A 25,281-nucleotide genomic window follows, 5' to 3' on the forward strand; every position below is an offset into this window, starting at 1 on the left:
GTGCGGGCCGGTGGGGGCTGGTCGCGCCCCGCGGCGGAGCCGCATATTGAACACAGCCCCGCGCCCCTGAAGGCACACCCTCACCGGCGCCAAGAGGCCCGGGCCACCTTGTGCATCAGTCTGCGGTGGCGCCAGCCCTTGAGGTGGTCCGCGTAGATGCGGCCCTCCGTGTGGTCGTACTCGTGCTGGAGGCAGCGGGCGAAGAAGCCCGTGCCGTGCACCGTGATCGGGTCGCCGGTCACCGTGAAGCCCTCGACCACCGCGTGGTCGTAACGCTCCGTGCCCGCTTCCAGGCCCGGTAGGGACAGGCAGCCCTCCGGGCCCCGGATCACCACTCCGTCCGCCTCGACCAGGCGCGGGTTGACCACGTGGCCCAGGTGCCGGACGTCCTCGTCGTCGGGGCAGTCGTAGACGAAGACCCGCAGCGGCTCGCCGATCTGGTTGGCGGCGAGGCCGACGCCCTGGGCGGCGTACATGGTCGCGAACAAGTCCTCGACGAGGCGGGCCAGTTCAGGGCCGAAGTCGGTGACCTCCGCACAGGGTGTGTGCAGCAGCGGGTCGCCGTGCAGGGTGAGGGGTCTCACGTGGCCGCGGGCGCCGGGGATGGAGCTGTTTCGCATGGCGGCAAGAGTAAGGTCCCTTCCATTCCGCGCCTCCCACACGAGTTCACCACAGTGCCGCGGTTCGGGAGTGCTAATGGATCTCGATAGGCTGAGGTCCACACCACGTGGCCGTCAGGCTTGAAGGCGCGGCGCGTACGCAAGGAGGATCGAGAACTGATGGCAGGCAACTCGGACCCGCTCTCGCCGCGGGCCAAGCTGGCCGTGACCGCGGGCAAGGCGGTCGCGGCGGCATCGCGCGCCGCGGGGCGCGGCAGCGGTTCGGTGATCGGCGGCCGGGTGGCGCTCAAGCTCGACCCCGACCTCCTCGCCCGGCTCGCCCAGAACCTGGACGTGATCCTGGTCTCCGCGACGAACGGCAAGACCACGACCACCCGGCTCATCGCCGAGGCCCTGCGCGCCGCGGGACCGGTCGTCTCCAACGCGCTCGGCGCCAACATGCCGGCCGGTATCACCTCGGCGCTCGCGGGCAGCTCGGACGCCCGGTACGGCGTGATCGAGGTCGACGAGAAGTACCTCGCCGGCGTCGCCCGGGACACCGCGCCGAAGTGCATCGCGCTGCTCAACCTCTCCCGCGACCAGCTCGACCGCGCCGCCGAGACCCGCATGCTCGCCGAGAACTGGCGCGAGGGGCTCGCCGGTTCCAAGGCCGTGGTGGTGGCCAACTGCGACGACCCGCTGGTGGTGTGGGCGGCGTCCTCCTCCCCCAATGTGATCTGGGTCGCCGCCGGGCAGATGTGGAAGGACGACGCCTGGTCCTGCCCGTCGTGCGGTGGCGTGATGCAGCGCCCCGGCGACGACTGGTACTGCGGTGAGTGCGGCTTCCGCCGTCCGACGCCGAGCTGGGCGCTCTCCGGCGACCACGTCCTGGACCCGCACGGCTCCGCCTGGCCGATCCACCTCCAGCTGCCCGGCCGCGCCAACAAGGCCAACGCCGCCTCCTCGGCCGCCGTCGCCGCCGTGTTCGGCGTACCGCCGCAGGTCGCGCTGGAGCGCATGTACCAGGTGCAGGCGGTGGCCGGCCGGTACGACGTCGTCCAGTTCCAGGGCCGTGACCTCAGGCTGCTCCTCGCGAAGAACCCGGCCGGCTGGCTGGAGACGTTCTCCCTGATCGACCCGCCGCCCGCCCCGGTCATCCTGTCCGTGAACGCGCGCTCCGCCGACGGCACCGACACCTCCTGGCTGTGGGACGTCGACTACACGCGCCTGACCGGCCACCCGATCTGCGTGGTCGGTGACCGGCGGCTGGACCTCGCGGTGCGCCTGGAGGTCGCCGACCAGCACTTCCAGGTCTACGAGAACCTCGACCAGGCCGTGGCGGCGTGCCCGCCGGGCCGGATCGAGGTCATCGCCAACTACACGGCGTTCCAGGACCTGCGCCGCCGGGTCGGCAACTGAGCACGAGACGTCAGGGGACTTTTGTGAGCGACAACCAACTGCGGGTCGTCTGGATCTATCCCGACCTGCTCAGCACCTACGGCGACCAGGGCAACGTCCTCGTCGTGGAGCGCCGGGCGCGGCAGCGCGGCCTGGACGTGGCGCGGCTGGACGTGCGCAGCGACCAGGCGATCCCGACCTCCGGCGACATCTACCTGATCGGCGGCGGCGAGGACCGTCCGCAGCGGCTCGCGGCCGAGCGGCTGCGCCGGGACGGCGGGCTGACCCGGGCGGTGGAGAACGGCGCCATCGTGTTCTCCGTGTGCGCCGGTTACCAGATCCTCGGCCACGAGTTCATCAACGACCTCGGGCAGCGCGAGCCCGGCCTCGGCCTGCTGGACGTGGTGTCCGTACGCGGCGAGGGCGAGCGGTGCGTCGGTGACGTGCTGGGCGACATCGACCCGCGCCTCGGCCTGCCCCCGCTGACGGGCTTCGAGAACCACCAGGGCGTCACCCACCTCGGCCCCACCGCCCGCCCGCTCGCCCGGGTGCGGTTCGGCAACGGCAACGGCACGGGCGACGGCACGGAGGGCGCCTTCAACGACACCGTCTTCGGCACGTACATGCACGGCCCGGTGCTGGCGCGCAACCCGCTGATCGCGGACCTGCTGCTGAAGCTGGCCCTCGACGTCAACGCGCTGCCGCCGACGGACGACCGCTGGTACGAGGCACTGCGCAACGAGCGCATCGCGGCTGCTCAGCAGCCTGCGTGAGCGCTGCGCGGCAGCGTACGGCCATGACGCGTCAACCTGCTGGTCAACAGCCCGTCTGACGGCGCATCCGCACAGGTGAGCGGGGCCGTCCAGCAGGCGGACGCGTGCTTCGGTCCGGCCCTTCGATGCCGCTAGGGTGGCGGGCATTCGAGCCGGACAACGTGGTCCGGTCCCGGCCCACGTGGAGAAGGTTTTCGGGCTATGCGCATTGGTGTCCTCACGTCCGGCGGCGACTGCCCCGGCCTGAACGCCGTCATCCGGTCCGTCGTGCACCGCGCCGTCGTCGACCACGGCGACGAGGTCATCGGCTTCCGGGACGGCTGGAAAGGCCTTCTGGAGTGCGACTACCTCAAGCTCGACCTCGACGCGGTGGGTGGCATCCTCGCCCGCGGCGGCACGATTCTGGGGTCCTCCCGCGTCCAGCCCTCCCATCTGCGGGACGGTGTGGAGCGGGCCAAGGGCCATGTCGAGGAGCTCGGCCTCGACGCGATCATCCCCATCGGCGGCGAGGGCACGCTGAAGGCCGCGCGGCTGATGTCGGACAGCGGTCTGCCCGTCGTGGGTGTGCCGAAGACCATCGACAACGACATCGCGGTCACGGACGTCACGTTCGGCTTCGACACGGCCGTCGGGGTGGCGACCGAGGCCCTGGACCGGCTGAAGACCACCGCCGAGTCCCACCAGCGGGTTCTGGTGGTCGAGGTCATGGGCCGGCACACCGGCTGGATCGCGCTGCACTCCGGCATGGCGGCCGGCGCGCACGCCATCGTCGTCCCCGAGCGGCCCTTCGACGTCGACGAGCTGACCCGCAAGGTGGGCGAGCGGTTCGAGGCGGGCAAGCGCTTCGCGATCGTCGTGGCGGCGGAGGGCGCGAAGCCCAAGCCCGGGACCATGGAGTTCGACGAGGGCGGCAAGGACATCTACGGGCACGAGCGGTTCGCCGGGATCGCCCGTCAGCTGTCGGTCGAGCTGGAGGGGCGGCTGGGGAAGGAAGCCCGGCCGGTGATCCTCGGGCATGTGCAGCGCGGTGGGACGCCCACCGCCTACGACCGGGTGCTGGCCACGCGGTTCGGGTGGCACGCGGTGGAGGCGGTGCACCGGGGCGAGTTCGGGCAGATGACCGCGCTGCGGGGCACCGACATCGTGATGGTGTCGCTGGCCGAGGCCGTGGAGACGCTGAAGACGGTGCCGGAGGACCGGTACGCCGAGGCGGAGTGCGTTCTCTGAGGCCCCCGCGTCCCTGAGCACGTCTTACCGCCCCCGGTCACCTGTGTGGCCGGGGGCGGTTCTACTCTTGGGGCGGACAGATTGCTGCACACCCCCACGAAACAGGAGCCGGCGGTATGGATCACAGCGGGCACGGCATGACCATGGATCTGCCGCCGTTCACGCTGGGACGAGGTCTGGAGTGGTCGGCGGACCCGTTCTTCCTCGTCGCCTGCCTGGCCGGGCTGGCGCTGTACGGGTGGGGTGTCGTGCGGCTCGTGCGGCGCGGGGACAAGTGGCCGGTGGGGCGGAGCGTCGCCTTCGTCATCGGCGTGCTGAGCATCGTGCTCATGATGTGCACCCGGCTGAACGACTACGGCATGGTCATGTTCAGCGTGCACATGGTGCAGCACATGGTGATCAGCATGGTGTCGCCGATCCTGATCCTGCTAGGGGCGCCGATCACGCTCGCGCTGCGGGCGCTGCCGACGGCGGGGCGGGGCCGCAAGGGGCCGCGTGAGCTGCTGCTGATGTTCCTGCACAGCCGGTACATGCGGATCATCACGCACCCGGCGTTCACGATCCCGCTGTTCATCGCGAGCCTGTACGGCCTGTACTTCACGCCGCTGTTCGACACCCTGATGGGCTCCAAGGCGGGGCACATCGGGATGATGGTGCACTTCCTCGCCGTGGGCCTGGTGTTCTTCTGGCCGATCATGGGCGTGGACCCGGGCCCGCACCGGCCGGGCTATCTGATGCGGATGCTGGAGCTGTTCGCGGGCATGCCGTTCCACGCGTTCTTCGGGATCGCGCTGATGATGGCGTCCGAGCCGATGGTCGAGACGTTCAAGAACCCGCCCGCCTCGCTCGGCATCGAGGCGCTCTCCGACCAGAACGCGGCGGGCGGCATCGCCTGGGCGTTCAGCGAGATCCCGTCCGTGCTGGTGCTGGTCGCGCTGCTGTTCCAGTGGTACGCCTCGGACCAGCGTCAGGCCAGGCGCGAGGACCGGGCCGCGGACCGCGACGGGGACAAGGAACTCGAGGCGTACAACGCCTATTTGAGCTCGCTGCACGCACGCGGGAACTGACGTCTCCCACGTCCTGGATCGCCCACGCCCCGCCTCGCGCGGCGCGCACGGGCCGCTCGGCGAGCGACGTAGGTCGCGTACGGCGTTCGCCGACACCGCCACCATGCAGAAGCGTGACGGCGCTCGGATTCACCCGACTGGCCGCCGCTGTGACGCTCGCCCGGACCAGCGACGGCCCCTGGAAATCCGGTACTCATGTCGTCGTCTGCACCGTCAGGAGGCAGAACGGGGCACCATGGTGGGAAAAGAACCATGAGGAGGGTGTTGCGATGCCCGGTTCCACGAACGGTTCGAACGCGACGAAGACCATGGGAGCCATCACCGTCGGCGGCCTCGTCCTGGTGACGGCCTACACGGTGGCGCTCGGCAGCAACGGCTGGCTGTGGTTCGGCTGGGTCGTCCTGGGCCTGATCACCCTCGGGATGGTGGTCACCACGAAGAGCACCTGAGGTCACTCCCGGGTCAGCCGTCCGGCCGAATGCACACCCGGCTGGTACTTGGGAAGCCGGACGGTGATCTTCATGCCCGCACCCGTGGCGGTCTCGATGACGAGGCCGTGGTCGTCGCCGTAGACCTGGCGGAGCCGGTCGTCGACGTTGGAGAGCCCTATGCCGCCCGAGGGGCTGACCTCGCGGGCGAGAATGCGGCGGAGCAGGCCGGGGTCCATGCCCGCGCCGTCGTCCTCGATGACGACCAGGGCCTCGGCGCCCGCGTCCTGGGCGGTGATCTGGATGTGGCACTTGTCGGCCTTGCCCTCCAGGCCGTGCTTGACGGCGTTCTCGACGAGCGGCTGGAGGCACAGGAAGGGCAGGGCTACGGGCAGCACCTCCGGGGCGATCTGGAGGGTGACGGAGAGGCGGTCGCCGAAGCGTGCCCGCACCAGCGCCAGGTAGTGGTCGATGGCGTGGAGTTCGTCGGCGAGGGTGGTGAAGTCGCCGTGCCGGCGGAACGAGTAGCGGGTGAAGTCGGCGAATTCCAGGAGCAGTTCGCGGGCGCGCTCGGGGTCGGTGCGGACGAACGAGGCGATCACCGCGAGCGAGTTGAAGATGAAGTGCGGGGATATCTGGGCCCGCAGCGCCTTGATCTCGGCCTCGATGAGGCGGGTGCGGGACTGGTCCAGATCCGCCAGCTCCAGCTGCACGGACACCCAGCGGGCCACCTCGCCGGCCGCCCGGACGAGGACCGCGGACTCGCGGGGCGCGCAGGCGACGAGGGCGCCGTGCACCCGGTCGTCGACGGTGAGCGGGGCGACGACCGCCCAGCGCACCGGGCAGTCGAGGAGGTCGCAGGTCAGCTGGAAGGCCTCGCCGCGGCCGGTCTCCAGGGGCCCGGCGAGGCGTTCCATGATCTCGGTGCGGTGGTGGGCGCCGTCGCCGTCCCAGACCAGGACCTGTTCGGTGTCGGTCAGGCACAGGGCGTCCGTGCCGAGCAGGGAGCGCAGTTTGCGGGCGGACTTGCGGGCGGTCTCCTCCGTCAGGCCGGCCCGCAGCGGGGGCGCGGCGAGGGAGGCGGTGTGCAGGGTCTCGAAGGTGGCGTGCTCCACGGGCGTGCCCAGGCCGCCGAGGCTCTTGGGGCGTGCCGTGCGCCGGCCGAGCCAGACTCCCACGGCCAGGACCGGGAGCACGGCGACGCACAGGCCCGCCAGGAATCCGCTCATGCCGTCACCTCCGTGCGCAGCTCCTCGGGCAGGTGGAAGCGGGCCAAGACCGCCGCCGTGCCCGGCGGCACCCGGCCGGGGGTGGCCAGCGACACCAGGATCATGGTGAGGAAGCCCAGCGGCACCGACCAGAGCGCGGGCCAGGCGAGCAGGGCGTGCAGCGCGCCCTCGCCCGGGTAGCCCGCCATGGTCGCGGTGACGGCGAGCAGGGCCGAGCCGCCGCCGACCAGCATGCCGGCGGCCGCGCCGGGCGGGGTGAGCCGCCGCCACCAGATGCCGAGGACGAGCAGCGGGCAGAACGACGACGCGGACACGGCGAAGGCGAGCCCCACCGCGTCGGCCACCGGGAGCCCGCCGACCAGGACGCTCGCCGCGAGGGGCATGGCCATCGCGAGCACGGTCCCGAGCCGGAAGTGCCGTACGCCGCGTGCGGGCAGGACGTCCTGGGTGAGCACGCCCGCGACCGCCATGGTGAGCCCCGAGGCCGTGGACAGGAACGCGGCGAAGGCGCCGCCCGCCACCAGCGCGCCCAGCAGATCGCCGCCCACTCCCCCGATGATGCGGTCGGGCAGCAGGAGGACCGCGGCGTCCGTGTCGCCGGTGAGGGTGAGTTCGGGGGCGTAGAGGCGGCCGAGTGCGCCGTAGACGGGCGGCAGGAGGTAGAAGGCGCCGATCAGGCCGAGGACCGCGACGGTGGTGCGGCGGGCGGCGACGCCGTGCGGGCTGGTGTAGAAGCGGACCACGACGTGCGGCAGGCCCATGGTGCCGAAGAACGTGGCGAGGATCAGCCCGTACGTGGCGTACAGCGGGCGTTCCTCGCGGCTCTCGGCCTGGGCCGGCGACAGGTCGCCGCCGCCGCTGCGCTGCGCCTCGGGGACGGCCGCTCCCTCGGCGAAGGTGAGCCGGGTGCCGCGTTCGACGCGGTGGGTGCCGGCGGGGAGTTCGAGGCGGGTGTCGGTGTGCGTACGGCCGTCCACGGTGCCGGTCACCGTGACGGCGAGGGGCCGGTCCAGTTTCAGGTCGATGCCGTCGCCGACGCGGACGACGCGCTGCTCGCGGAAGGTGGCCGGTTCGTCGAAGGCGTGGCGGGGGGCTCCGTCGCTCTGCCAGGCCAGGACCAGGAACAGGGCGGGGACGAGCAGGGCGGTGAGTTTCAGCCAGTACTGGAAGGCCTGGACGAAGGTGATGCTGCGCATGCCGCCGGCGGCGACGGTGGCGGTCACGACGACGGCGACGATCACTCCGCCGAGCCAGTCGGGCGCTCCGGTCAGCACCGTCAGGGTCAGTCCGGCCCCCTGCAGCTGGGGCAGCAGATACAGCCAGCCGACGCCGACGACGAAGGCTCCGGCCAGCCGCCGCACGGCCTGGGAGGCGAGGCGGGCCTCGGCGAAGTCGGGGAGCGTGTAGGCGCCGGAGCGGCGCAGCGGGGCGGCGACGAAAAGGAGCAGGACCAGGTAGCCGGCGGTGTAGCCGACCGGGTACCAGAGCATGTCGGGGCCCTGGACCAGGACCAGGCCCGCTATGCCCAGGAAGGAGGCGGCGGAGAGGTACTCGCCGCTGATGGCGGCGGCGTTGAGGCGGGGGCCGACGGTGCGGGAGGCGACGTAGAAGTCAGAGGTGGTGCGGGAGATGCGCAGGCCGAAGGCGCCGACCAGGACCGTCGCGACGACGACCAGGGCCACGGCGGGGACGGCGTAGTGGGAGTTCATCGGAGGCCAGTTCGCTCGTCGGTCATCGGTCGTTCAAGGCTGTTCGGCCGTCGGTCATCGGTCTTCGACGAGGCGTACGAAGTCGCGCTCGTTGCGCTCGGCGCGGCGGACGTACCAGAGGGCGAGGAGGACCAGGGGGAGGTAGAGGCCGAAGCCGAGGACGGTCCATTCCAGGCGGCGGGTGCCGGGCATCGCCGCGAAGAGCAGCGGGAGCGGGCCGATGAGCAGCCCGAGGATCGCGAACACGGTGAGGGCGGCGCGCAGTTGGATGCGCATCAGGGACCGGACGTAGGTGTGGCCGAGGGTGGTCTGCTCGTCGATCTCGGTGCGCGGCCGGTAGTAGCCAAAGGCCCTGCGCGTCTGGCGGGGCGGGCCGGTGACGACGACGCGGCGCTCGGTGTGGTCCTGGGGCACCGTCACGTCCTCCTCATGAGCAGGTCGCGCAGCTCGCGCGTGTGGCGCCGGCTGACCTGGAGCTCCTCGGAGCCGACCAGGACGCTGACGGTGCCCGCGTCGAGGCGGAGTTCGCCGATGTGACGCAGGGCGACGAGGTGGCGGCGGTGGATGCGGACGAAGCCGCGGGAGCGCCAGCGCTCCTCCAGGGTGGACAGCGGGATGCGGACCAGGTGGCTGCCCTTGTCGGTGTGCAGACGGGCGTAGTCGCCCTGGGCCTCGACGTGGGTGATGTCGTCGACGGCGACGAAGCGGGTCACGCCGCCGAGTTCGACGGGGATGTGGTCGGGGTCGGGCTCGCTCACGGGGATGCGGGGCGCGGCGCCGCGGAGCTCGGCGGCACGCCGTACGGCCTCGGCGAGCCGTTCCTTGCGGACGGGCTTGAGGACGTAGTCGACGGCCTTGAGGTCGAAGGCCTGGACGGCGAAGTCCTCGTGGGCGGTGACGAACACGACGAGCGGCGGCCGGGCGAACCCGGTGAGCAGCCTGGCCAGGTCGAGGCCGTCGAGGCCGGGCATCTGGATGTCGAGGAAGACGACGTCGATCGCCTCGGGCCCGCCCGGGCCGGACTCCAGGGCGCGGTTGATGCGGCGCAGCGCCTCGGTCGCGTCGCCGGCGCCCTCCGCGCTGCCGATGCGGGGGTCCGCGTGCAGCAGGTAGAGCAGTTCTTCCAGCGAGGGGCGTTCGTCGTCGACAGCCAGGGCGCGCAGCATGAACCCGGAGTGTAGGGGCGATCGATACGTCTGGACACGTGCCGGGGTGCCGGTGGATACAGTGCCCGCATGAACAGCAGGTCCACGCCGTTCGACGAACTCGACCGGAAGATCATCACCGCGTTGATGACGAACGCCCGGACGTCCTTCGCCGAGATCGGCACGGCGATCGGGCTGTCGGCCACGGCGGTCAAGCGCCGGGTCGACCGGCTGCGGGAGACCGGCGTGATCACCGGGTTCACGGCCACGGTGAAGCCGTCGGCGCTGGGCTGGCGGACCGAGGCATACGTCGAGGTGTACTGCGAGGGCGCGGCCCCGCCGCGGCGGCTCGCGGAGGTGGTGCGCAACCACTCGGAGATCACCGCGGCGATGACCGTGACGGGCGGTGCGGACGCGCTGCTGCACGTGCGGGCGCGGGACGTGGAGCACTTCGAGGAGGTGCTGGAGCGGATCCGCCAGGAGCCGTTCATCAGGAAGACGATCAGCGTGATGGTGCTGTCCCATCTCCTTCCGGAGAGTCCGGAGGCCGGGGCCGGCCATCCGGCACCCGAGGAGCCCCGGGGCGGCGCAGCGGACGTGCGCTGACCGGCCGCAAGACGCAGCGTTCCTGCGCGAGCACGCAACCATTGTTTCTTGTCGGCCCCTCGGCCAGTTCCTACCGTTGTGTCAACCCCCAGTCACACACCGTGAGGAAGCGGAGGGACCCCTCTGTGCCCGACTCCCGTGTGCCGCGCCGGCGGCGCTATCTCGTCTGCGAACCCAGACACTTCGCCGTGCAGTACGCGATCAACCCGTGGATGCGTCCCGGTGAACCCGTCGACGTCATCCGCGCCCTGGACCAGTGGCAGGCGCTTGTGGACACATACCGTGCCCACGGCCATACCGTGGACACTGTGAAACCGGTTCCCGGTCTGCCCGACATGGTCTTCGCCGCGAACGCGGCGGTCGTCGTCGACGGCCGCGTGTTCGGCTCGCTCTTCCACGCGCCCGAGCGCCGCCCCGAGTCCGTGCCGTACGAGGCGTGGTTCAAGGCGGAGGGCTACGAGGTCTACCACCCCGAGTCGGTGTGCGAGGGCGAGGGCGACCTGGTGCCGGCCGGCCGCTGGATCCTGGCCGGGACGGGCTTCCGTACGACCCGGGAGGCGCACCGCGAGGTGCAGGAGTACTTCGGGGTGCCGGTGATCAGCCTGACGCTGGTGGACCCGTACTTCTACCACCTCGACACGGCGCTGTTCGTCCTCGACGACGACACCATCGCCTACTACCCCGAGGCGTTCTCGCCGGGCAGCCGCGAGGTGCTGGCCCGGCTGTACCCGGACGCGGTGCTCGCCACCCGCGAGGACGCGATGGCGTTCGGGCTCAACTCCGTCTCCGACGGGCGGCACGTGTTCATCTCACCGGGGGCGACGGCCCTGGCCGGCCGGCTCGCCGACCGTGGCTACGTCCCCGTCCCCGTCGACCTGTCCGAGTTCCACAAGGCCGGTGGCGGCATCAAGTGCTGCACCCAGGAGATCCGGGAGATCCGCTCATGACCGCACCCGTCCGCACCGAGGACCCGCAGGAGAGCCGTGGCTCGCGGGAGACCCGTGGCTCGCAGGAGCTCATCCGCGCGGAGGGGCCGGTCCTCGCGCACAACTACCACCCGCTGCCCGTGGTCGTCGCCCGTGCCGAGGGCACCTGGGTGGAGGACGTGGAGGGGCGGCGCTACCTCGACATGCTGGCCGGCTACTCGGCGCTCAACTTCGGGCACCGGCACCCGGCGCTGGTCGAGGCGGCCCACCGCCAGCTCGACCGGCTGACTCTCACCTCCCGCGCCTTCCACAACGACCGGCTCGCCGAGTTCGCGGAGCGGCTGGCGGCGCTGACCGGGATGGACATGGTGCTGCCCATGAACACCGGTGCGGAGGCGGTGGAGAGCGGGGTGAAGGTGGCCCGCAAGTGGGCGTACGACGTCAAGGGCGTCCCGGCCGACCGGGCGACGATCGTGGTCGCGGCGGACAACTTCCACGGCCGTACGACGACGATCGTCAGCTTCTCCACGGACGAGACGGCCCGGGCGGGCTTCGGGCCCTTCACGCCGGGCTTCCGGATCGTGCCGTACAACGACCTGGCCGCGCTGGAGGCGGCGGTCGACGAGACGACGGCGGCGGTGCTGATCGAGCCGATCCAGGGCGAGGCGGGCGTGATCATCCCGGACGACGGCTACCTGACGGGCGTGCGGGAGCTCACCCGCCGCAAGGGCTGCCTGTTCCTCGCGGACGAGATCCAGTCCGGGCTCGGCCGTACGGGCGGCACGCTGGCGGTCGAGCACGAGTCGGTCGTGCCGGACGTGGTGCTGCTGGGCAAGGCGCTGGGCGGCGGCATCGTGCCGGTGTCCGCGGTGGTTGCCCGCCGGGAGGTGCTCGGGGTGCTGCACCCCGGGGAGCACGGGTCGACCTTCGGCGGCAACCCGCTGGCGGCCGCGGTGGGCACGGCGGTGGTCGAGCTGCTGGAGACGGGCGAGTTCCAGCGCCGCGCGACCGAGCTGGGCGCGGTCCTGCGGGACGGTCTGACGGGCCTGGTCGGCAAGGGCGTGGTCGGCTTCCGCTCGCGGGGCCTGTGGGCGGGCGTCGACATCGACCCCGGGCTCGGCACGGGCCGCGAGATCAGCGAACGCCTCATGCGGGAGGGAATCCTGGTCAAGGACACCCACGGCTCCACGATCCGCCTGGCCCCACCCCTCACCATCACGCGCGCGGAGCTCGAAGGGGCGCTGGGAACGCTGGAGAAGGTGCTGCGATAGCGCGCCACGAACCGCTCCAACTGGCCCCGTACAACCCGCCCCCGCATGCCGGAAGGGTGAAGATTGAGGCAAGAGGTGGTAGACCACTCTCAGCGACAGAGAGGTCGGCCGTGGGCGCACACGAGGAGTACGGTCGGCGGCGGTTCGACGTGGCCGACGCCGTGCCCCTGTTGCTCGATCCGCAGGGCGTGGTGACGGGCTGGACCGGTGAGGCCCGGCGGCTGCTGGCGTACCCGGCCGCCGAGGCGGTCGGCAGGAAGCTGGCGGACCTGCTCACGGCCGAGGACGCGCAGCGCGTGCCGGACCTGGTCGAGCGGTGCCGCAGGGACGGCGGCTGGACGGGGCTGCTGACGGCCCGCCACCGGGACGGGCAGCCGGTGAGGGTCGCGGCCCGGATCACCTCGGCCGAGGAGGCGCACGGCGCCTCGCGCTGGCTGGTGCTGCTGTCGGAGCTGGCCGACGCGCCCGGCTGGGACATGAGCCGCACGGTGCTGGAGCGGATGGTGACCGACGCCCCGGTCGGCATCGCGATCGTGGACACGGACCTGCGCTTCGTGTGGTCGAACTCCGCCCTGGAGCAGTTCGGCGGCGGACCGCCGTCCCGGCGGCTCGGCCTGCGCTTCGCGGACGTCCAGCCGGGCCTGGACGCCCAGGCGGTCGAGGCGCAGATGCGGCACGTGCTGGCCACCGGCGAGGCCGTGGTCGGGTACGAGCACGTCGGCCACGTGGTGTCGGCGCCGCTGCGCGAGACCGCGCACATGCTGTCGTTCACCCGGCTCGAGGACGACCGGGGCCGCCCGATGGGCGTGTACTACACGGTCGTCGACATCACCGAGCGGCACCGCGCCCGGCAGCGGCTGGCGCTCCTCGACCGCGCCAACGAGACCATCGGCCGCAGCCTGGACCTCACGCGCACCGCGCAGGAGCTGGCCGACGTGGCCGTGCCGGGACTGGCCGACCTCGTCACCGTGGACCTGCTGGAGACGGTGCTGCGGGGCGCCGAGGTGACGCCCGGGCCGCTCGCGGACACCGATCCGGTGGCGCTGCGCCGGACGGGCCACCGCTCCTCGCAGGAGGGCGTCCCGCAGGCCGTCGTCGGGATCGGCGAGGTCGCGACGTACCCGGCCGGGTCGCCGCCGGTCCGCTGTCTGGCCACGGGCCGGACCTGGCACGCGGAGCGGCTCGAGCCACGGGAGCGGGTGTGGGGCAACACGGACGTCCCGGGCGGCCGGCGGTCCACGTTCTCGGAGCTGGGCCTGCACAGCGTGATGATCGTGCCGGTCCGGGCGCGCGGCATCACGCTGGGCATCACCACCTTCTTCCGGCGGCACGGCCGGGAGCCCTTCGACGAGGAGGACCTGCGGCTGGCCGAGGACCTCGTCTCCCGCGCGGCCGTCTGCGTCGACAACGCCCGGCGCTACACGCGTGAACGCGACGCCGCGCTCGTCCTGCAGCGCAGTCTGCTCCCCCACCGGCTGCCCGAGCAGGACGCGGTCGAGGTGGCCGCGTGCTACCGGCCGGCCGACGAGCTGACGGGTCTGGGCGGCGACTGGTACGACCTCATCCCGCTGTCCGGGGCGCGCGTCGCGCTCGTCGTGGGTGAGGTGCCCGGGCACGGCATCGACGCCGCCGCGGCGATGGGCCAGTTGCGGACGGCCGTACGGACGCTGGCCGCGCAGGATCTGCCGCCCGAGGAGGTGCTGGCGCACCTCGACGACCTGGTGGCGCGGTCGGCCCGGGAAGAGGGCGCCGAACCGGGCGCGGCGGGCTCCGCGGGCACGCAGTACGTGGGCTCCGGGTGTGTGTACGTCGTCTACGACCCGGTCGACGGCGGGTGCGCGATGGCCGCCGCGGGCCATCCGGTGCCGGCCGTGGTCCTGCCCGACGGCTCGGTCACGTTCGTGGAACTTCCGCAGGGGCCGCCGCTCGGTGTGGGCGGTCCGCCCTTCGAGGCGGTCGAGCTGTCCCTCGTGGAGGGCGCCACCCTCGCCCTGCACACGGACGGGCTGCTGGCCCGGGCGGAGACCTGGGCCGTCGACGCCGGCCGGGAACGGCTGCGCGGGGCGCTGGAAGGTGCGGGTCCGCTGGAGGCGCACTGCCGGAACGTCGTCGACGCGCTGGTCCCGGCGCGGCCGTACGACGACGTGGCCCTGCTGATGGCCCGGACGAAACGCCTGGGCACCGAGCAGGTCGCTGCCTGGGACCTGGATCCCGACCCGGCCCTCGTCGCCGAGGCCCGCCGCAGGGCCACCCGGCAGCTGGCCCGCTGGGGGCTGGAGGAGCTGGCGTTCACCACGGAACTGGTGGTGAGCGAGCTGGTCACCAACGCCATCCGGCACGCCCCCGGGCCCATCCGGCTCCGCCTGATCCGGGAGCGCGCCCTGGTCTGCGAGGTCTTCGACAGCGGCGCCACCGCGCCCCATCTGCGCCATCCCCGTACGACGGACGAGGGCGGGCGGGGTCTGCTGCTGGTCTCCCAGCTGACCCAGCGGTGGGGGACGCGGTTCGTCCAGGACGGGAAGATCATCTGGGCGGAGCAGTCCCTGACGGAGCTCGCCGAGCTGCCCGTGGCGGCGCTCGTGGAGTGAAGCCGAAGCCGGATTCGCCCATATCGTGGGAAACTGGTCTGACCCCGGCAGTGGTGAGGCGGCGGCCATGACGGATTCGGCGATCGACTACACGGCGGTGTTCCAGGCCCTGCCCGGCATGCTGGCGCTGCTGACGCCCGAGCTGGTGTACGCGGACGTCAACGAGGAGTTCGTCCGGGTGTCCGGCCGCTCCCGCGAGCAGCTCGTCGGGCACTACCTGTTCGACGTCTTCCCCGACAACCCCAACGACCCGGCCTCGACGGGCATGCGCAACCTGGAGGCCTCGCTGTACCGGGTCCTGGCGACCGGGGAACGTGACGCCATGGCTCTCCAGCGCTACGACGTCGAGGATGCCGAGCGGCCCGGGGAATGGCAGGAGCGCTACTGGAGTCCGGTGAACGCGCCGCTGCTCGGCCCCGACGGCAAGGTGGTGATGATCCTGCTCCGGGTCGAGGAGGTCACGGAGCTGATCCGGGCCCGGGGCCGCCCGGGCGGAGGCCGAGGCGGCCGGTCCCGGGGCCTGGAAGCCGAGCTGTACACCCGCGCCCGCGAGCTCCAGGAGCTCAACGAGCGGCTGCGGCAGGCGCACTCCCGGGAGCGGGAGGTGGCCATGGCCCTCCAGGAGGCGATGCTGCCCGACCGCCGTCAGGTCAGCCACCACCACCGGGCCGCCGTCCGGTACCGGCCCGCGGTAGGCGCGCTCAACGTGTGCGGGGACTGGTACGACCTGGTCGACCTGGTCGGCGGCAACCGGGTCGGCGTGTCCGTGGGTGACGTGGTCGGGCACGGGCTGGAGGCCGCCGGTGTGATGGGCCAGCTGCGCAGCGCGCTCAGCGCGGCGTCCCGGGTCGCCGAGGGCCCGGCCCAGGCCCTGGACGTGCTGGGCCGCTACGCCCATGTGGTCGAGGGAGCCGAGTCGGCGACCGCGGTGACGACCTTCATCGACTTCGACCGGCACACCATCACCTACAGCAGCGCCGGCCATCTCCCGCCCGTACTGCTCCACCCCGGCGGCTGCGCCGAGTTCCTCGACGGGGCCACGGACACCCCGCTCGACGCCCGCCCCGACCCGATCCCCAGACCTCAGACGGAGACGTCCTTCACGCCGGGTGCCACGCTGGTGCTCTACACCGACGGCCTCGTCGAGCGGCGCGGCGAGGACATCGACACCGGTCTGGCCCGTCTCGCCGACGCGCTGTACCGCAACCGGGAGCAGGATCCCGAGCGCCTCGCCGACACCGTCCTGCTGGAGCTGCTGCCGCCCGGCGGCGCCACCGACGACACCGCGCTGATCATCGTGCGGCTGTGAGCTGCGCTTCAGCGGCGGGTGTTGCCGTGGTCGAGCAGCCGGACGCGGTCCACGTTCTGCCGGTCCTCGGCGTCCGCGCTGGGCTCGCCGGCGAACCACGCGTCGAGGATCTCCTTCAGCAGCGGCTCGGAGGTGAGCCGCAGGCTGAGCGCGAGGACGTTGGCGTCGTTCCAGCGGCGGGCCCCGTCGGCCGTGTAGGCGTCCGTGCACAGGGCGGCCCGGACGCCCGGCACCTTGTTCGCGGCGATCGAGGCGCCCGTGCCGGTCCAGCAGCACACCACGGCCTGGTCGGCCGTCCCGTCGGCGACCTCACGGGCCGCCGCCTCGGAGCACACCGCCCACTGGGGGTCGTCGCCGGGGCGCAGTGCGCCGTGCGGGCGCACCTCGTGTCCTCGCTCGCGCAGCGCGGCCACGAGGGAGCGGGCGACGGGCTCGTCCATGTCCGAGGAAACAGAGATCCGCATGCTTCGCAGACTACTCGGCGGGGACGCAAGAACCAGCCGTTGGCCAGGCACCCCCTCGGATCCCGCCACGCCGCCCGTTCGGCTTGCCGGTCACCCGTGTGGCGCAGCACGCTGGTCCCGCGGTTCTCCCCAGCCGCAGGAGCACCACCGGACGCACCTTACTGACTGACCGTCAGTCAATCGGCAAAGGATCGGCGGGTCAGGTCGCACGAGGTGCCCTGTGGCCACGCCTGCACCTACACTGGCACCCCACGACATGCCGGTTGACCTGCTGGAACGCGGCGGTTGAGTCCACCGCAAGAGTCGAGGAGCGCCCGCTTTGTTCTACTACCTGCTGAAATACGTACTGCTGGGCCCGCTGCTGAGACTGGTTTTCCGGCCTCGGATAGAAGGCCTGGAGCACGTTCCTTCTCAGGGCGCCGCCATCATCGCCGGCAATCACCTGTCGTTCTCGGACCACTTCCTGATGCCCGCGGTCCTCAAGCGGCGCATCACCTTCCTCGCGAAGGCCGAGTACTTCACCGGCCCGGGCATCAAGGGCCGTCTGACCGCGTCGTTCTTCCGCAGCGCCGGGCAGATCCCCGTCGACCGCTCCGGCAAGGACGCCGGGCAGGCCGCGATCCGCGAGGGCCTCGGCGTACTGAGCAAGGACGAGTTGCTCGGCATCTACCCGGAGGGCACGCGCTCGCACGACGGCCGGCTCTACAAGGGCAAGGTGGGCGTCGCGGTCATGGCCCTCAAGGCCGGCGTCCCGGTCATCCCCTGCGCGATGATCGGCACCTTCGAGGCCCAGCCGCCGGGCAAGGTCATCCCCAACCTCCACCCCGTCGTGATCCGCTTCGGCAAGCCCCTCGACTTCTCGCGCTACGCGGGCATGGAGAACGAGAAGGCCATCCTGCGCGCCGTCACCGACGAGATCATGTACGCGATCCTCTCCCTGTCCGAGCAGGAGTACGTCGACCAGTACGCGGCCGTCGTGAAGGCCGAGGAGGCCGCCGCCGCCACGAAGGAACGGAAGTTCCCGCGCCTGCCCCTCACTTGAGGTGCCTGCTGCCGGCCGCTTGGGACATCTGCTGTCGGCAGAAGCCGTATCCGCGGCCGGCCTCGGCGATCTACGGTCGCGGCATGAGACGTGCTGTGGTGATCGGGGCCGGCGGGCAGACAGGACGGCCGGCCGTGCAGGCGCTGGCCCGGGACGGCTGGGAGGTGACGGCCGCGTCGCGCGGCGGGGCCCGGGACGAGAGCTGGCCCGGCGAGGTGCGGACGGTGCGGCTGGACCGCGAAGACGACGCGGCGCTGGGCGCGCTGATCGGCGACGGCTGCGATCTCGTGGTCGACATCGTCGCCTACGGGGCCCGGCACGCACGGCAGTTGACCGGGCTGGCCGACCGCATCGGCTCGGCCGTGGTCGTGTCGACGGTGTCGGTGTACGAGGACGGCACGGGCCGCGGCTTCGACACGATGAGCGAGCCGGGCGGATTCCCGCAGTACCCCGTGCCCGTACGCGAGGACCAGCCGACGGTCCCGCCGGGGGACGCCACGTACAGCACCGGCAAGGCCGCGCTGGAGAGGGAACTCATCGCGGCGGGCGACCGGTTGCCCACGACCCTGCTGCGCGCGGGCGCGATCCACGGTCCCCACAGCCCGCTCCCCCGCGAGCTGTACTTCGTGAAACGGAACCTCGACGGCCGGCGCAGGCGGGTGCTCGCCCACCGGGGCGAGAGCCGCTTCCACACCTCGGCCGCCCGCAACATCGCCGAACTGATCCGGCTGGCGGCCGCCCGGCCCGGCTCCCGGGTGCTCAACGCCTGTGATCCGCAGCCGCCGACGGTGGCGGAGATCGGGGCGGCGGTGGACGCGGTGATGGGAGTGGAGACGCAGACCGTCCTGGTGGACGGGGCGCCGCCCTCGCCGTCCGTGGGCCGCTCGCCCTGGGCGACGGAGCTGCCGGTGGTCTTCGACATGACCGCGGCGGAACGGGAGTTGGGCTACCGGCCGGTCGTGTCCTACGCCGAGAGCCTGCCGGAGACGGTCGACTGGCTCACCCGCCGGGTGTCCGGGCAGGACTGGCAGGAGGCGTTCCCGACCCTCGCGAGGATCTACCCGGATCTGTTCGACTACGCGGCGGAGGACGCCTGGTTCGGGGCCTGAGCGGAGGTCTACGACCGCACGAGTGACAGGCGTGCCTCGTCGAGCAGCCGTCGCAGCCGCAGCGCGTCCGGCGCCACGGCGGTCACCAGGGCGGCGGGACCGGCGAGCGGGACCACCGAGGCCCCTTCCCCGAGTGCCCGGGCCGGCACCGGCTCGGCGGCGAACTCCGGGTGGACGACGACCAGTTGCCCGACGGCACGATGACCGGCGAGCACCGCCGGCCCGTCCCAGCCGCCCGGCGCGCCGGGCCCGCAGGCCAGTTCCTGGTCGAGCACGACCTGCCCGGCGACCCGCACGGTCAGCCGGCTCGTCAGCCGCCCGGGTTCCTCACCGGAGCGGCCGAGCACCTGCTCCTCGCGCAGCACCAGCCGGGCCGTGGCGGCGAGCTCGGCGCGAGTCGTGACGTACAGGTCGCTGCCCTGGGCGGAGATCAACTGTTCGGGCAGCCAGTGCAGTTCGGCCTGGTCGGCGACGTCGAGCCGGACGTCGTAGCGGGCCTCTCCCTTGGCCTGCCCCGGCAGGGCGATGGTGGCGGCGGCCGAGCCGACGGACAGCCGGGCTCCCTCCTCCACCCTGGCCCGCACGGTGAAGTGGTCGCCGCCGAGCGGTCCGCTCATCGCTCCGACCAGCATGACCCGCGCCTCGGCGCCGCTGCCCCGGGTGCGCCGCAGCGCCAGCGGTCCGTCGCTCTCCAGCACGGGCAGGGCGGTCCCGCCCCGGCCGTCGTCGCGGGCGACGATGCTCGCTACGGAGCGCACCCCGGCGCTGTTCACGCCCGTGCCGTCCACGCGGCGAGCTGCGCACGCACCCAGGCGGCGACATCCGCCACCCCGGGCTCGCTGCGCAACGACTGGAAGACGACGGGCAGTTCGGCCCGCTGCGCCTTGGCGTCGGCCGCCATCCGCGCGAGGTCGGAGCCGACGTACGGTGCGAGGTCCGTCTTGTTGACGACGAGCAGGTCGGCGGTGGTCACGCCCGGCCCGCCCTTGCGCGGAATGTCGTCGCCCCCCGCCACGTCGATCACGAAGATCTGCGCGTCGACGAGCCCCTTGGAGAACGTCGCGGTGAGGTTGTCCCCACCGGACTCCACGAGGACCAGGTCCAGCGGTCCGACGGCGTCCTCCAGGTCCTCCACGGCTTCCAGGTTGGCGGAGATGTCGTCCCGGATCGCGGTGTGCGGGCAGGCTCCCGTCTCCACGGCGGTGATCCGCTCGGGCGGCAGGACGGCCTCCCGGAGCAGGAACTCGGCGTCCTCGCGGGTGTAGATGTCGTTGGTGACGACCGCGAGGGACAGCTCGTCCCGCAGCGCGCGGCACAGCGCGGCGACGGTGGCGGTCTTCCCGGACCCGACGGGCCCGCCGAGTCCGATGCGCAGGGCACGGCGGCTGCCGTCGGCACGGAGGGCGTCGGCGCTCACGGCGCCGGGGCCGTCGTGGCTGTGGTCGTGGTCGAGGTGCATGGGGCGGCTCCTGCGTTCTGGTCCGACTGATTCGAGTAAAGGGGTGATCTGCCTAGGAGGCGAACAGCCGCACGGGCCAGCCCGCGTGTATCTCCGCCCCGATCTCCAGCAACGGCGCCGACCCCGCCGGCAACGCGTCGACCCCCTCGTCGACCACCCTGCGAGCCGCCTCCACCGCCCGGTCCACGACGCGGTCCGTCTCCGGCGCCAGCCGGGCCAGCACTCCCGTCGCGTCGAAGGGGTCCAGACTCAGCAGCCGCACCGTCGCGGTGGCCGGCCCGCTGACGCTCTCGTATGCCGCGCAGTACGCCGCGTCGACCGGTCCCAGCCCGGCCGCCCGCGCCGTGAGCCCCAGCACCACCGGCTGATGGGCTCCCTTGGGGAACTGCCGTGCCAGCGCGTGCAGTTCGGCGGACGGCCAGGTCGCCCGGGCGGCCCGCATCAGCTGCCGTCCCAGCTTGCGCCCGGCGGCCCGCAGCGCGGGCGAGGGCGTACGGGCGTCCGCGGCTCGGTCCAGGGTGACGGGGTCGATTCCCAGCGCGGCGGCCGCCGCGAGGGCCGCCGCCACCGAACCGGCCGTGTGCAGCCGCCCCCGGCAGAACTCCGCCAGGCTCGCCGCCCCGCTGATCCGCCCGGCCTTGACCGCCGCCTCCGCCCCGCCGGAGTGGGCGTGACCGCCGGCGGGAAAGCGGCCGTCGGCCAGGACGAGAAGTGCCGCACGTGACATCAGGACGTCCTCAGAACAGGAAGTACCGCTGGGCCATGGGCAGTTCGGCCGCCGGTGTCGCCTCCACCAGCTCGCCGTCGATGTGCACGGCGAAGCTGTCGGGGTCGACGCGGACCTCGGGCCGGGCGTCGTTCTCCCGCATGTCGGCCTTGGTGACCCCGCGGGTCGACTCGATCGCCACGAACCGCTTGCCCAGGCCCAGCCGCTCCGGCAGCCCGTCCTCGACGGCCAGGGGCGCGACGAAGTTCACGGAGTTGGCGCCGGGTGCCCGCCCGATCGCTCCGAACATCGGGCGCGGCAGGACCGGCTGCGGTGTGGGGATCGAGGCGTTGGCGTCGCCCATCTGCGCGTAGGCGATCTGCCCGCTCTTGATGACGAGCTGCGGCTTGACGCCGAAGAAGGCCGGTTCCCACAGCACGAGGTCGGCCAGCTTGCCGGTCTCCACCGACCCGATCTCCCGGGCCAGGCCCTGGGCGAGCGCCGGGTTGATCGTGTACTTGGCGACATAGCGGCGTACCCGGTGATTGTCGGCTCGCCCGTCACCGGGCAGCGCGCCCCGGCGCCGCTTCATCACATGGGCGGTCTGCCAGGTCCGCATGACGACCTCGCCCACGCGCCCCATGGCCTGGGAGTCGGAGGAGATGATCGAGATCGCGCCCAGGTCGTGCAGCACGTCCTCGGCGCCGATGGTGGACGGCCGGATCCGGGACTCGGCGAAGGCCAGGTCCTCCGGCACGGCCGGGTTGAGGTGGTGGCACACCATCAGCATGTCGAGGTGTTCCTCGGCGGTGTTGACGGTGAACGGCCGGGTCGGATTCGTGGAGCTCGGCAGCACGTGCGGCTCCGAGACCACGGTCATGATGTCCGGCGCGTGCCCGCCGCCCGCACCCTCGGTGTGGTACGCGTGGATGCCCCGCCCGGCGATCGCGGCGAGCGTGTCGCCGACGAACCCGGCCTCGTTGAGCGTGTCCGTATGGATGGCGACCTGGACGCCGGTCTGCCCGGCGACGGTCAGGGAGGCGTCGATGACGGCCGGGGTCGAACCCCAGTCCTCGTGCAGCTTCAGGCCGAGTGCCCCGCCCCGGATCTGCGACAGCATCGCCTCGTGGGAGACGGTGTTGCCCTTGCCGAGCAGACCGATGTTGAGCGGGTAGGCCTCCATGGCCTCCAGCATGCGCGCGAGATGCCAGGGTCCGGGGGTCACGGTGGTGGCCTTGGAGCCCTCGGCGGGGCCCGTACCGCCGCCGACCAGGGTCGTGATGCCCGCGGACAGCGCCTCGTCGGCGATCTGCGGGCAGATGAAGTGCACGTGGGCGTCGATCGCGCCCGCCGTGAGGATCCGCCCGTTGCCCGCGATGATCTCGGTCTCGGGGCCGATGACCAGGTCCGGGTGCACACCGTCCATGGTGTCGGGGTTGCCGGCCTTGCCGATGCCGGTGATCCGCCCGTCGCGGATGCCGACGTCGGCCTTGACGATGCCCCAGTGGTCGATGATCACCGCGCCGGTGATGACGGTGTCCGGGGTGCCCTCCGCACGGGTGGCCCGCGCCTGGCCCATGGACTCGCGGATGACCTTGCCGCCGCCGAACACGGCCTCGTCACCGGCGCGCCCGGGCCCGCCGGAACGATCCTCCTCGATCTCGACGAGCAGATCGGTGTCGGCGAGCCGGATCCGGTCGCCGGTCGTCGGGCCGAACAGGTCGGCGTACGCGGCACGCGAGATCTCAGGCATCGAGGGCACCTCCGGTCTCCCCGCGCAGACCGGGCACGACACGGGCGCCGGTCAGCGGAACGAGTTCGACGTCGACGGGGATCCCGGGTTCGAAGCGCACGGCCGTGCCGGCGGCGACGTTCAGCCGCTTGCCGCGCGCGGCGGCACGGTCGAACTCCAGACCGGGGTTGGCCTCGGCGAAGTGGTAGTGGGAGCCGACCTGGACGGGCCTGTCGGCGGCGTTGAGGACGGTGAGCCGGGTGACCTCGCGGCCTTCGTTGTAGGCAATCGGTCCGTCGGCGAAAAGGGTCTCTCCGGGAATCACGGCGGCCTCCGGCGTCAGACGATCGGATCGTGAACGGTGACGAGCTTGGTGCCGTCCGGGAACGTCGCCTCCACCTGCACGTCGTGGATCATCTCCGGGATGCCCTCCATGACGTCGTCCCTGGTGAGCAGCTTGCGCCCGGAGGACATGAGCTCGGCGACGGTACGGCCGTCACGCGCGCCTTCGAGGATGTGCGACGTGATGAGCGCGACCGCCTCGGGGTGGTTGAGCTTCAGCCCGCGGGCCCGGCGCTTCTCGGCCACGTCGGCCGCCACGTGGATCAGCAGTCTCTCTTGCTCGTGCGGGGTCAGTTGCACGTCCCACCTCACAGTCCTCGCTCCGGACCGTGCGGGGCCCGGCTGCCGCAGCCCCGGGGGAAAAGCCCTGGTGGCGTGGCGGCAGGCTAGTGGGACCGGGTTTCAGGCACGTTAACCGGGCCGCGCGCGGGCGGGCTACGCCGGGTCGCTCCCCCGGTGCTCCGCCGCGATCCCGAACCGCCGGTGTTCGCGCGGAGCGGACGCGACCTCGCGGACCGTGGAGACCGCGCTGATCACCTGCTCCTCCGCGGGCTCCGCGAGCTCCTGGGTCTCGTCGAGTCGCCGCAGGTCATCGGCTGAGACGAGGGCGACGAGGGGCTTGCCGTGCCGGGTGACGACGACGCGTTCGCCGCCGTACACCACGCGGTTGATCAGGTCGGCGAGCTCAGCCCTGGCTTGCGTCACCGGAATCTCGTAGGCCATGTCCCCATCATAACGGCACGTACGTCCTGTACATTTTTTACAGAGACAGCTGTCGCCGGAGACGCTCTGCAGCGAGGAGGGGTTCACCATGACCCGACCGTCCGCCCGTTACGTGCTGCCCGAGTTCACCGAACGCACGTCGTCCGGGCAACGGACGATGGACCCGTACTCCAAGCTCCTGGAGGGGCGGATCGTCTTCCTCGGGGCGCCGGTGGACGAGACCTCGGCGAACGACGTGATGGCCCAGTTCATGCACCTCGAGCACCAGGCCCCCGACCGCGACATCTCGCTCTACATCAACTCCCCGGGCGGCACCTTCCACGCCATGACGGCCCTCTACGACACGATGCAGTACGTCGCCTGTGACGTGGAGACGATCTGCCTCGGCCAGGCCGGCGCGGCCGCCTCGGTGCTGCTGGCGGCGGGCACACCGGGCAAGCGATCCGTGCTGCCGGACGCGCGTCTGGTGCTCCATCAGCCCGCGCTGCCCGAGCCGGTCCGCGGGCAGGCGAGCGATCTGGCGATCCAGGCCGACGAGTTGACGCGCATGCGGACCCGCATGGAGGAGCTGCTCGCGCGGCACACGGGCCGCACCCGGGAGCAGGTGAGCGCGGACATCGAGCGCGACAAGATCCTCACCGCGCAGGAGGCGGTGGAGTACGGCCTGGTGGACCGCATCGTCCCCCGCCGGGGCGCCACCCTGGCCCCGCCGACCGGAGAGTGAGCCGCCGGTGCTCCCGCCCGAACTGCCGCCGCTGCCCGCACTGACCCGCGCCGAGGAGGAGTTGATCGACCGTTACCTGGAGGTCGTCGACCTGCTCGGCCGGATCAACCCGGCCCTGCCCGGTGACACCTACCGCGGACTGCGCGCCGCCCAGGCCCTGGTCGGCAAGGCGACGGCGCTGCGGGACGCGCTGACGCTGATGCACCAGCGGGGCGAGACGGAACTGCACGCCGGCACGCTCGGCCGGGCGCTGCGGGTGCTGGACGGCGAGCGGCGCACGGCGCGCGTCACCCTTCCCCCGGAGTCCGTCAGTTGACCGGTTTCGCCGGCCCGGACGCCCGCTTCGTCGGCGGTGCGTCCGGGCCTGAGTCGAAACGCGCCGAACGACGTACCCCTGTTCGGAGTAGGCGGGAGACCTTTTTTTGGACCCTCACGGTTGCGCAACGCGCGTAGCCGAGAGGCGGAATGGGACATTCCGTCGCTGGTCCGACGGTCCGTGGACCCATGGACCGTGGCTCGAACACAGACGTGTCCACCCGAACGGGTGAGTGGTGAGTAACAACACAAATCCCCGGTTCCGTTGGGATTTCGGGACAAGCATGAGCCAAGATCCGTGACTGACGACAAGCCCCCGCCACAGCGGCGGGGCGGTCCGGGCGGACGCCGAGTCCTGCCGCCGCCCGGATGACCGGTCGACAGGAGTGG

At 72.2% G+C, this 25,281-nt stretch carries 27 protein-coding genes; 14 read left to right on the plus strand and 13 right to left on the minus strand.

From position 1 onward, the window contains the following. Positions 1-80: 80 nt before the first annotated feature. Complete coding sequence (gene def, locus CCL05_RS02320; RefSeq protein WP_086558788.1) at positions 81-620, minus strand: peptide deformylase; 540 nt, start codon at positions 618-620, stop codon at positions 81-83. A 159-nt stretch (positions 621-779) separates the two neighbouring features. Between def and CCL05_RS02325 the strand changes: the two genes are divergently transcribed. From CCL05_RS02325 to CCL05_RS02345, 5 genes are all read left to right on the plus strand, one after another. Next, on the plus strand, positions 780-2,018 hold the full coding sequence (locus CCL05_RS02325; protein ID WP_086558789.1) for a MurT ligase domain-containing protein: 1,239 nt from the start codon (positions 780-782) through the stop codon (positions 2,016-2,018). A gap of 23 nt (positions 2,019-2,041) precedes the next feature. Beyond that, the gene (locus CCL05_RS02330) at positions 2,042-2,770 is read left to right on the plus strand and encodes a type 1 glutamine amidotransferase (protein WP_086558790.1); all 729 of its coding nucleotides are present in this window, start codon (positions 2,042-2,044) and stop codon (positions 2,768-2,770) included. 201 nt (positions 2,771-2,971) lie between these two features. Further along, complete coding sequence (locus tag CCL05_RS02335; protein WP_086558791.1) at positions 2,972-3,997, plus strand: 6-phosphofructokinase; 1,026 nt, start codon at positions 2,972-2,974, stop codon at positions 3,995-3,997. A gap of 116 nt (positions 3,998-4,113) precedes the next feature. Continuing rightward, positions 4,114-5,064: a cytochrome c oxidase assembly protein gene (locus tag CCL05_RS02340; protein WP_086558792.1), complete on the plus strand. Its 951-nt coding sequence runs from the start codon at positions 4,114-4,116 to the stop codon at positions 5,062-5,064. A 269-nt stretch (positions 5,065-5,333) separates the two neighbouring features. Then, on the plus strand, positions 5,334-5,513 hold the full coding sequence (locus CCL05_RS02345) for a hypothetical protein (protein ID WP_086558793.1): 180 nt from the start codon (positions 5,334-5,336) through the stop codon (positions 5,511-5,513). 2 nt (positions 5,514-5,515) lie between these two features. Here the strand turns inward: CCL05_RS02345 and CCL05_RS02350 are convergent, their stop codons facing one another. The 4 genes from CCL05_RS02350 to CCL05_RS02365 are packed head-to-tail and all read right to left on the minus strand — an operon-like array spanning position 5,516 to position 9,596. Beyond that, positions 5,516-6,721 carry a sensor histidine kinase gene (locus tag CCL05_RS02350; RefSeq protein WP_086558794.1) on the minus strand — a complete coding sequence of 402 codons (1,206 nt, stop codon included), beginning with the start codon at positions 6,719-6,721 and terminating at the stop codon, positions 5,516-5,518. After that, positions 6,718-8,430, minus strand: coding sequence for a sodium/solute symporter (locus CCL05_RS02355; protein ID WP_086558795.1), 1,713 nt, complete (start codon positions 8,428-8,430; stop codon positions 6,718-6,720). Before CCL05_RS02355 ends, CCL05_RS02350 begins: the two co-directional genes overlap by 4 nt. Before the next feature lie 54 nt (positions 8,431-8,484). Next, positions 8,485-8,844 (minus strand): hypothetical protein, encoded by a 360-nt coding sequence (locus CCL05_RS02360; protein WP_086558823.1) that lies wholly within the window; start codon positions 8,842-8,844, stop codon positions 8,485-8,487. A 2-nt stretch (positions 8,845-8,846) separates the two neighbouring features. Next, positions 8,847-9,596: a LytR/AlgR family response regulator transcription factor gene (locus CCL05_RS02365; protein WP_086558796.1), complete on the minus strand. Its 750-nt coding sequence runs from the start codon at positions 9,594-9,596 to the stop codon at positions 8,847-8,849. Between the two features lie 69 nt (positions 9,597-9,665). On the opposite strand from CCL05_RS02365, the gene CCL05_RS02370 reads away from it, so the two are divergent. From CCL05_RS02370 to CCL05_RS02390, 5 genes are all read left to right on the plus strand, one after another. Continuing rightward, positions 9,666-10,181, plus strand: a complete 516-nt coding sequence (locus CCL05_RS02370; RefSeq protein ID WP_086558797.1) for an Lrp/AsnC family transcriptional regulator — start codon at positions 9,666-9,668, stop codon at positions 10,179-10,181. A 125-nt stretch (positions 10,182-10,306) separates the two neighbouring features. Continuing rightward, positions 10,307-11,128, plus strand: coding sequence for a dimethylargininase (gene ddaH / locus CCL05_RS02375; RefSeq protein WP_086558798.1), 822 nt, complete (start codon positions 10,307-10,309; stop codon positions 11,126-11,128). After that, positions 11,125-12,378 carry an ornithine--oxo-acid transaminase gene (rocD, locus tag CCL05_RS02380; RefSeq protein ID WP_086558799.1) on the plus strand — a complete coding sequence of 418 codons (1,254 nt, stop codon included), beginning with the start codon at positions 11,125-11,127 and terminating at the stop codon, positions 12,376-12,378. The genes ddaH and rocD overlap by 4 nt, the downstream gene beginning before the upstream one ends. A gap of 110 nt (positions 12,379-12,488) precedes the next feature. Continuing rightward, positions 12,489-14,966, plus strand: a complete 2,478-nt coding sequence (locus CCL05_RS02385; protein ID WP_086558800.1) for a SpoIIE family protein phosphatase — start codon at positions 12,489-12,491, stop codon at positions 14,964-14,966. Between the two features lie 67 nt (positions 14,967-15,033). After that, entirely contained in the window at positions 15,034-16,275 is a 1,242-nt protein-coding gene (locus CCL05_RS02390; RefSeq protein WP_086558801.1) for a PP2C family protein-serine/threonine phosphatase, read from the plus strand. A gap of 8 nt (positions 16,276-16,283) precedes the next feature. Here the strand turns inward: CCL05_RS02390 and CCL05_RS02395 are convergent, their stop codons facing one another. After that, a complete protein-coding gene (locus CCL05_RS02395; protein ID WP_086558802.1) occupies positions 16,284-16,739 on the minus strand; it encodes an RpiB/LacA/LacB family sugar-phosphate isomerase in 456 nt (151 codons plus the stop codon). A gap of 319 nt (positions 16,740-17,058) precedes the next feature. On the opposite strand from CCL05_RS02395, the gene CCL05_RS02400 reads away from it, so the two are divergent. Then, the gene (locus tag CCL05_RS02400; RefSeq protein WP_086558803.1) at positions 17,059-17,781 is read left to right on the plus strand and encodes a lysophospholipid acyltransferase family protein; all 723 of its coding nucleotides are present in this window, start codon (positions 17,059-17,061) and stop codon (positions 17,779-17,781) included. Positions 17,782-17,864: 83 nt separating this feature from the next. After that, complete coding sequence (locus tag CCL05_RS02405) at positions 17,865-18,890, plus strand: NAD-dependent epimerase/dehydratase family protein (protein WP_208641324.1); 1,026 nt, start codon at positions 17,865-17,867, stop codon at positions 18,888-18,890. 8 nt (positions 18,891-18,898) lie between these two features. Here CCL05_RS02405 and CCL05_RS02410 read toward each other — a convergent pair whose 3' ends face one another. The 7 genes from CCL05_RS02410 to CCL05_RS02440 all read right to left on the minus strand — a co-directional run bounded on the left by CCL05_RS02410 (position 18,899) and on the right by CCL05_RS02440 (position 23,852). Further along, entirely contained in the window at positions 18,899-19,663 is a 765-nt protein-coding gene (locus CCL05_RS02410; RefSeq protein WP_086558824.1) for an urease accessory protein UreD, read from the minus strand. Then, positions 19,660-20,349 (minus strand): urease accessory protein UreG, encoded by a 690-nt coding sequence (gene ureG, locus CCL05_RS02415; RefSeq protein ID WP_086558805.1) that lies wholly within the window; start codon positions 20,347-20,349, stop codon positions 19,660-19,662. Before ureG ends, CCL05_RS02410 begins: the two co-directional genes overlap by 4 nt. Positions 20,350-20,401: 52 nt before the next feature. After that, positions 20,402-21,076, minus strand: coding sequence for an urease accessory protein UreF (locus CCL05_RS02420; protein WP_086558806.1), 675 nt, complete (start codon positions 21,074-21,076; stop codon positions 20,402-20,404). Between the two features lie 10 nt (positions 21,077-21,086). Next, positions 21,087-22,808 (minus strand): urease subunit alpha, encoded by a 1,722-nt coding sequence (locus tag CCL05_RS02425; protein ID WP_086558807.1) that lies wholly within the window; start codon positions 22,806-22,808, stop codon positions 21,087-21,089. Continuing rightward, entirely contained in the window at positions 22,801-23,112 is a 312-nt protein-coding gene (locus CCL05_RS02430; protein WP_086558808.1) for an urease subunit beta, read from the minus strand. Before CCL05_RS02430 ends, CCL05_RS02425 begins: the two co-directional genes overlap by 8 nt. A gap of 14 nt (positions 23,113-23,126) precedes the next feature. Further along, the gene (locus CCL05_RS02435; RefSeq protein ID WP_010988499.1) at positions 23,127-23,429 is read right to left on the minus strand and encodes an urease subunit gamma; all 303 of its coding nucleotides are present in this window, start codon (positions 23,427-23,429) and stop codon (positions 23,127-23,129) included. A 135-nt stretch (positions 23,430-23,564) separates the two neighbouring features. Beyond that, positions 23,565-23,852, minus strand: coding sequence for a type II toxin-antitoxin system Phd/YefM family antitoxin (locus tag CCL05_RS02440; protein ID WP_086558809.1), 288 nt, complete (start codon positions 23,850-23,852; stop codon positions 23,565-23,567). A gap of 88 nt (positions 23,853-23,940) precedes the next feature. On the opposite strand from CCL05_RS02440, the gene CCL05_RS02445 reads away from it, so the two are divergent. Both CCL05_RS02445 and CCL05_RS02450 read left to right on the plus strand, forming a co-directional pair. Continuing rightward, a complete protein-coding gene (locus CCL05_RS02445) occupies positions 23,941-24,576 on the plus strand; it encodes an ATP-dependent Clp protease proteolytic subunit (RefSeq protein WP_086558810.1) in 636 nt (211 codons plus the stop codon). A 7-nt stretch (positions 24,577-24,583) separates the two neighbouring features. Then, positions 24,584-24,892: a hypothetical protein gene (locus tag CCL05_RS02450; RefSeq protein WP_086558811.1), complete on the plus strand. Its 309-nt coding sequence runs from the start codon at positions 24,584-24,586 to the stop codon at positions 24,890-24,892. Positions 24,893-25,281: the final 389 nt, after the last annotated feature.

It is taken from the genome of Streptomyces africanus (genome assembly GCF_002150735.1).
In the GTDB taxonomy this organism is placed as follows: Bacteria; Actinomycetota; Actinomycetes; order Streptomycetales; family Streptomycetaceae; genus Streptomyces; species Streptomyces africanus.

What these genes read in the sequence shown, in the direction of transcription:
- def (WP_086558788.1), bottom strand. Translation starts at nt 620, where the DNA reads ATGCGAAACAGCTCCATCCCCGGCGCCCGCGGCCACGTGAGACCCCTC.
- CCL05_RS02325 (WP_086558789.1), top strand. Translation starts at nt 780, where the DNA reads ATGGCAGGCAACTCGGACCCGCTCTCGCCGCGGGCCAAGCTGGCCGTG.
- CCL05_RS02335 (WP_086558791.1), top strand. Translation starts at nt 2,972, where the DNA reads ATGCGCATTGGTGTCCTCACGTCCGGCGGCGACTGCCCCGGCCTGAAC.
- CCL05_RS02340 (WP_086558792.1), top strand. Translation starts at nt 4,114, where the DNA reads ATGGATCACAGCGGGCACGGCATGACCATGGATCTGCCGCCGTTCACG.
- CCL05_RS02345 (WP_086558793.1), top strand. Translation starts at nt 5,334, where the DNA reads ATGCCCGGTTCCACGAACGGTTCGAACGCGACGAAGACCATGGGAGCC.
- CCL05_RS02350 (WP_086558794.1), bottom strand. Translation starts at nt 6,721, where the DNA reads ATGAGCGGATTCCTGGCGGGCCTGTGCGTCGCCGTGCTCCCGGTCCTG.
- CCL05_RS02355 (WP_086558795.1), bottom strand. Translation starts at nt 8,430, where the DNA reads ATGAACTCCCACTACGCCGTCCCCGCCGTGGCCCTGGTCGTCGTCGCG.
- CCL05_RS02365 (WP_086558796.1), bottom strand. Translation starts at nt 9,596, where the DNA reads ATGCTGCGCGCCCTGGCTGTCGACGACGAACGCCCCTCGCTGGAAGAA.
- CCL05_RS02370 (WP_086558797.1), top strand. Translation starts at nt 9,666, where the DNA reads ATGAACAGCAGGTCCACGCCGTTCGACGAACTCGACCGGAAGATCATC.
- rocD (WP_086558799.1), top strand. Translation starts at nt 11,125, where the DNA reads ATGACCGCACCCGTCCGCACCGAGGACCCGCAGGAGAGCCGTGGCTCG.
- CCL05_RS02390 (WP_086558801.1), top strand. Translation starts at nt 15,034, where the DNA reads ATGACGGATTCGGCGATCGACTACACGGCGGTGTTCCAGGCCCTGCCC.
- CCL05_RS02395 (WP_086558802.1), bottom strand. Translation starts at nt 16,739, where the DNA reads ATGCGGATCTCTGTTTCCTCGGACATGGACGAGCCCGTCGCCCGCTCC.
- CCL05_RS02405 (WP_208641324.1), top strand. Translation starts at nt 17,865, where the DNA reads ATGAGACGTGCTGTGGTGATCGGGGCCGGCGGGCAGACAGGACGGCCG.
- ureG (WP_086558805.1), bottom strand. Translation starts at nt 20,349, where the DNA reads ATGCACCTCGACCACGACCACAGCCACGACGGCCCCGGCGCCGTGAGC.
- CCL05_RS02420 (WP_086558806.1), bottom strand. Translation starts at nt 21,076, where the DNA reads ATGTCACGTGCGGCACTTCTCGTCCTGGCCGACGGCCGCTTTCCCGCC.
- CCL05_RS02425 (WP_086558807.1), bottom strand. Translation starts at nt 22,808, where the DNA reads ATGCCTGAGATCTCGCGTGCCGCGTACGCCGACCTGTTCGGCCCGACG.
- CCL05_RS02440 (WP_086558809.1), bottom strand. Translation starts at nt 23,852, where the DNA reads ATGGCCTACGAGATTCCGGTGACGCAAGCCAGGGCTGAGCTCGCCGAC.
- CCL05_RS02445 (WP_086558810.1), top strand. Translation starts at nt 23,941, where the DNA reads ATGACCCGACCGTCCGCCCGTTACGTGCTGCCCGAGTTCACCGAACGC.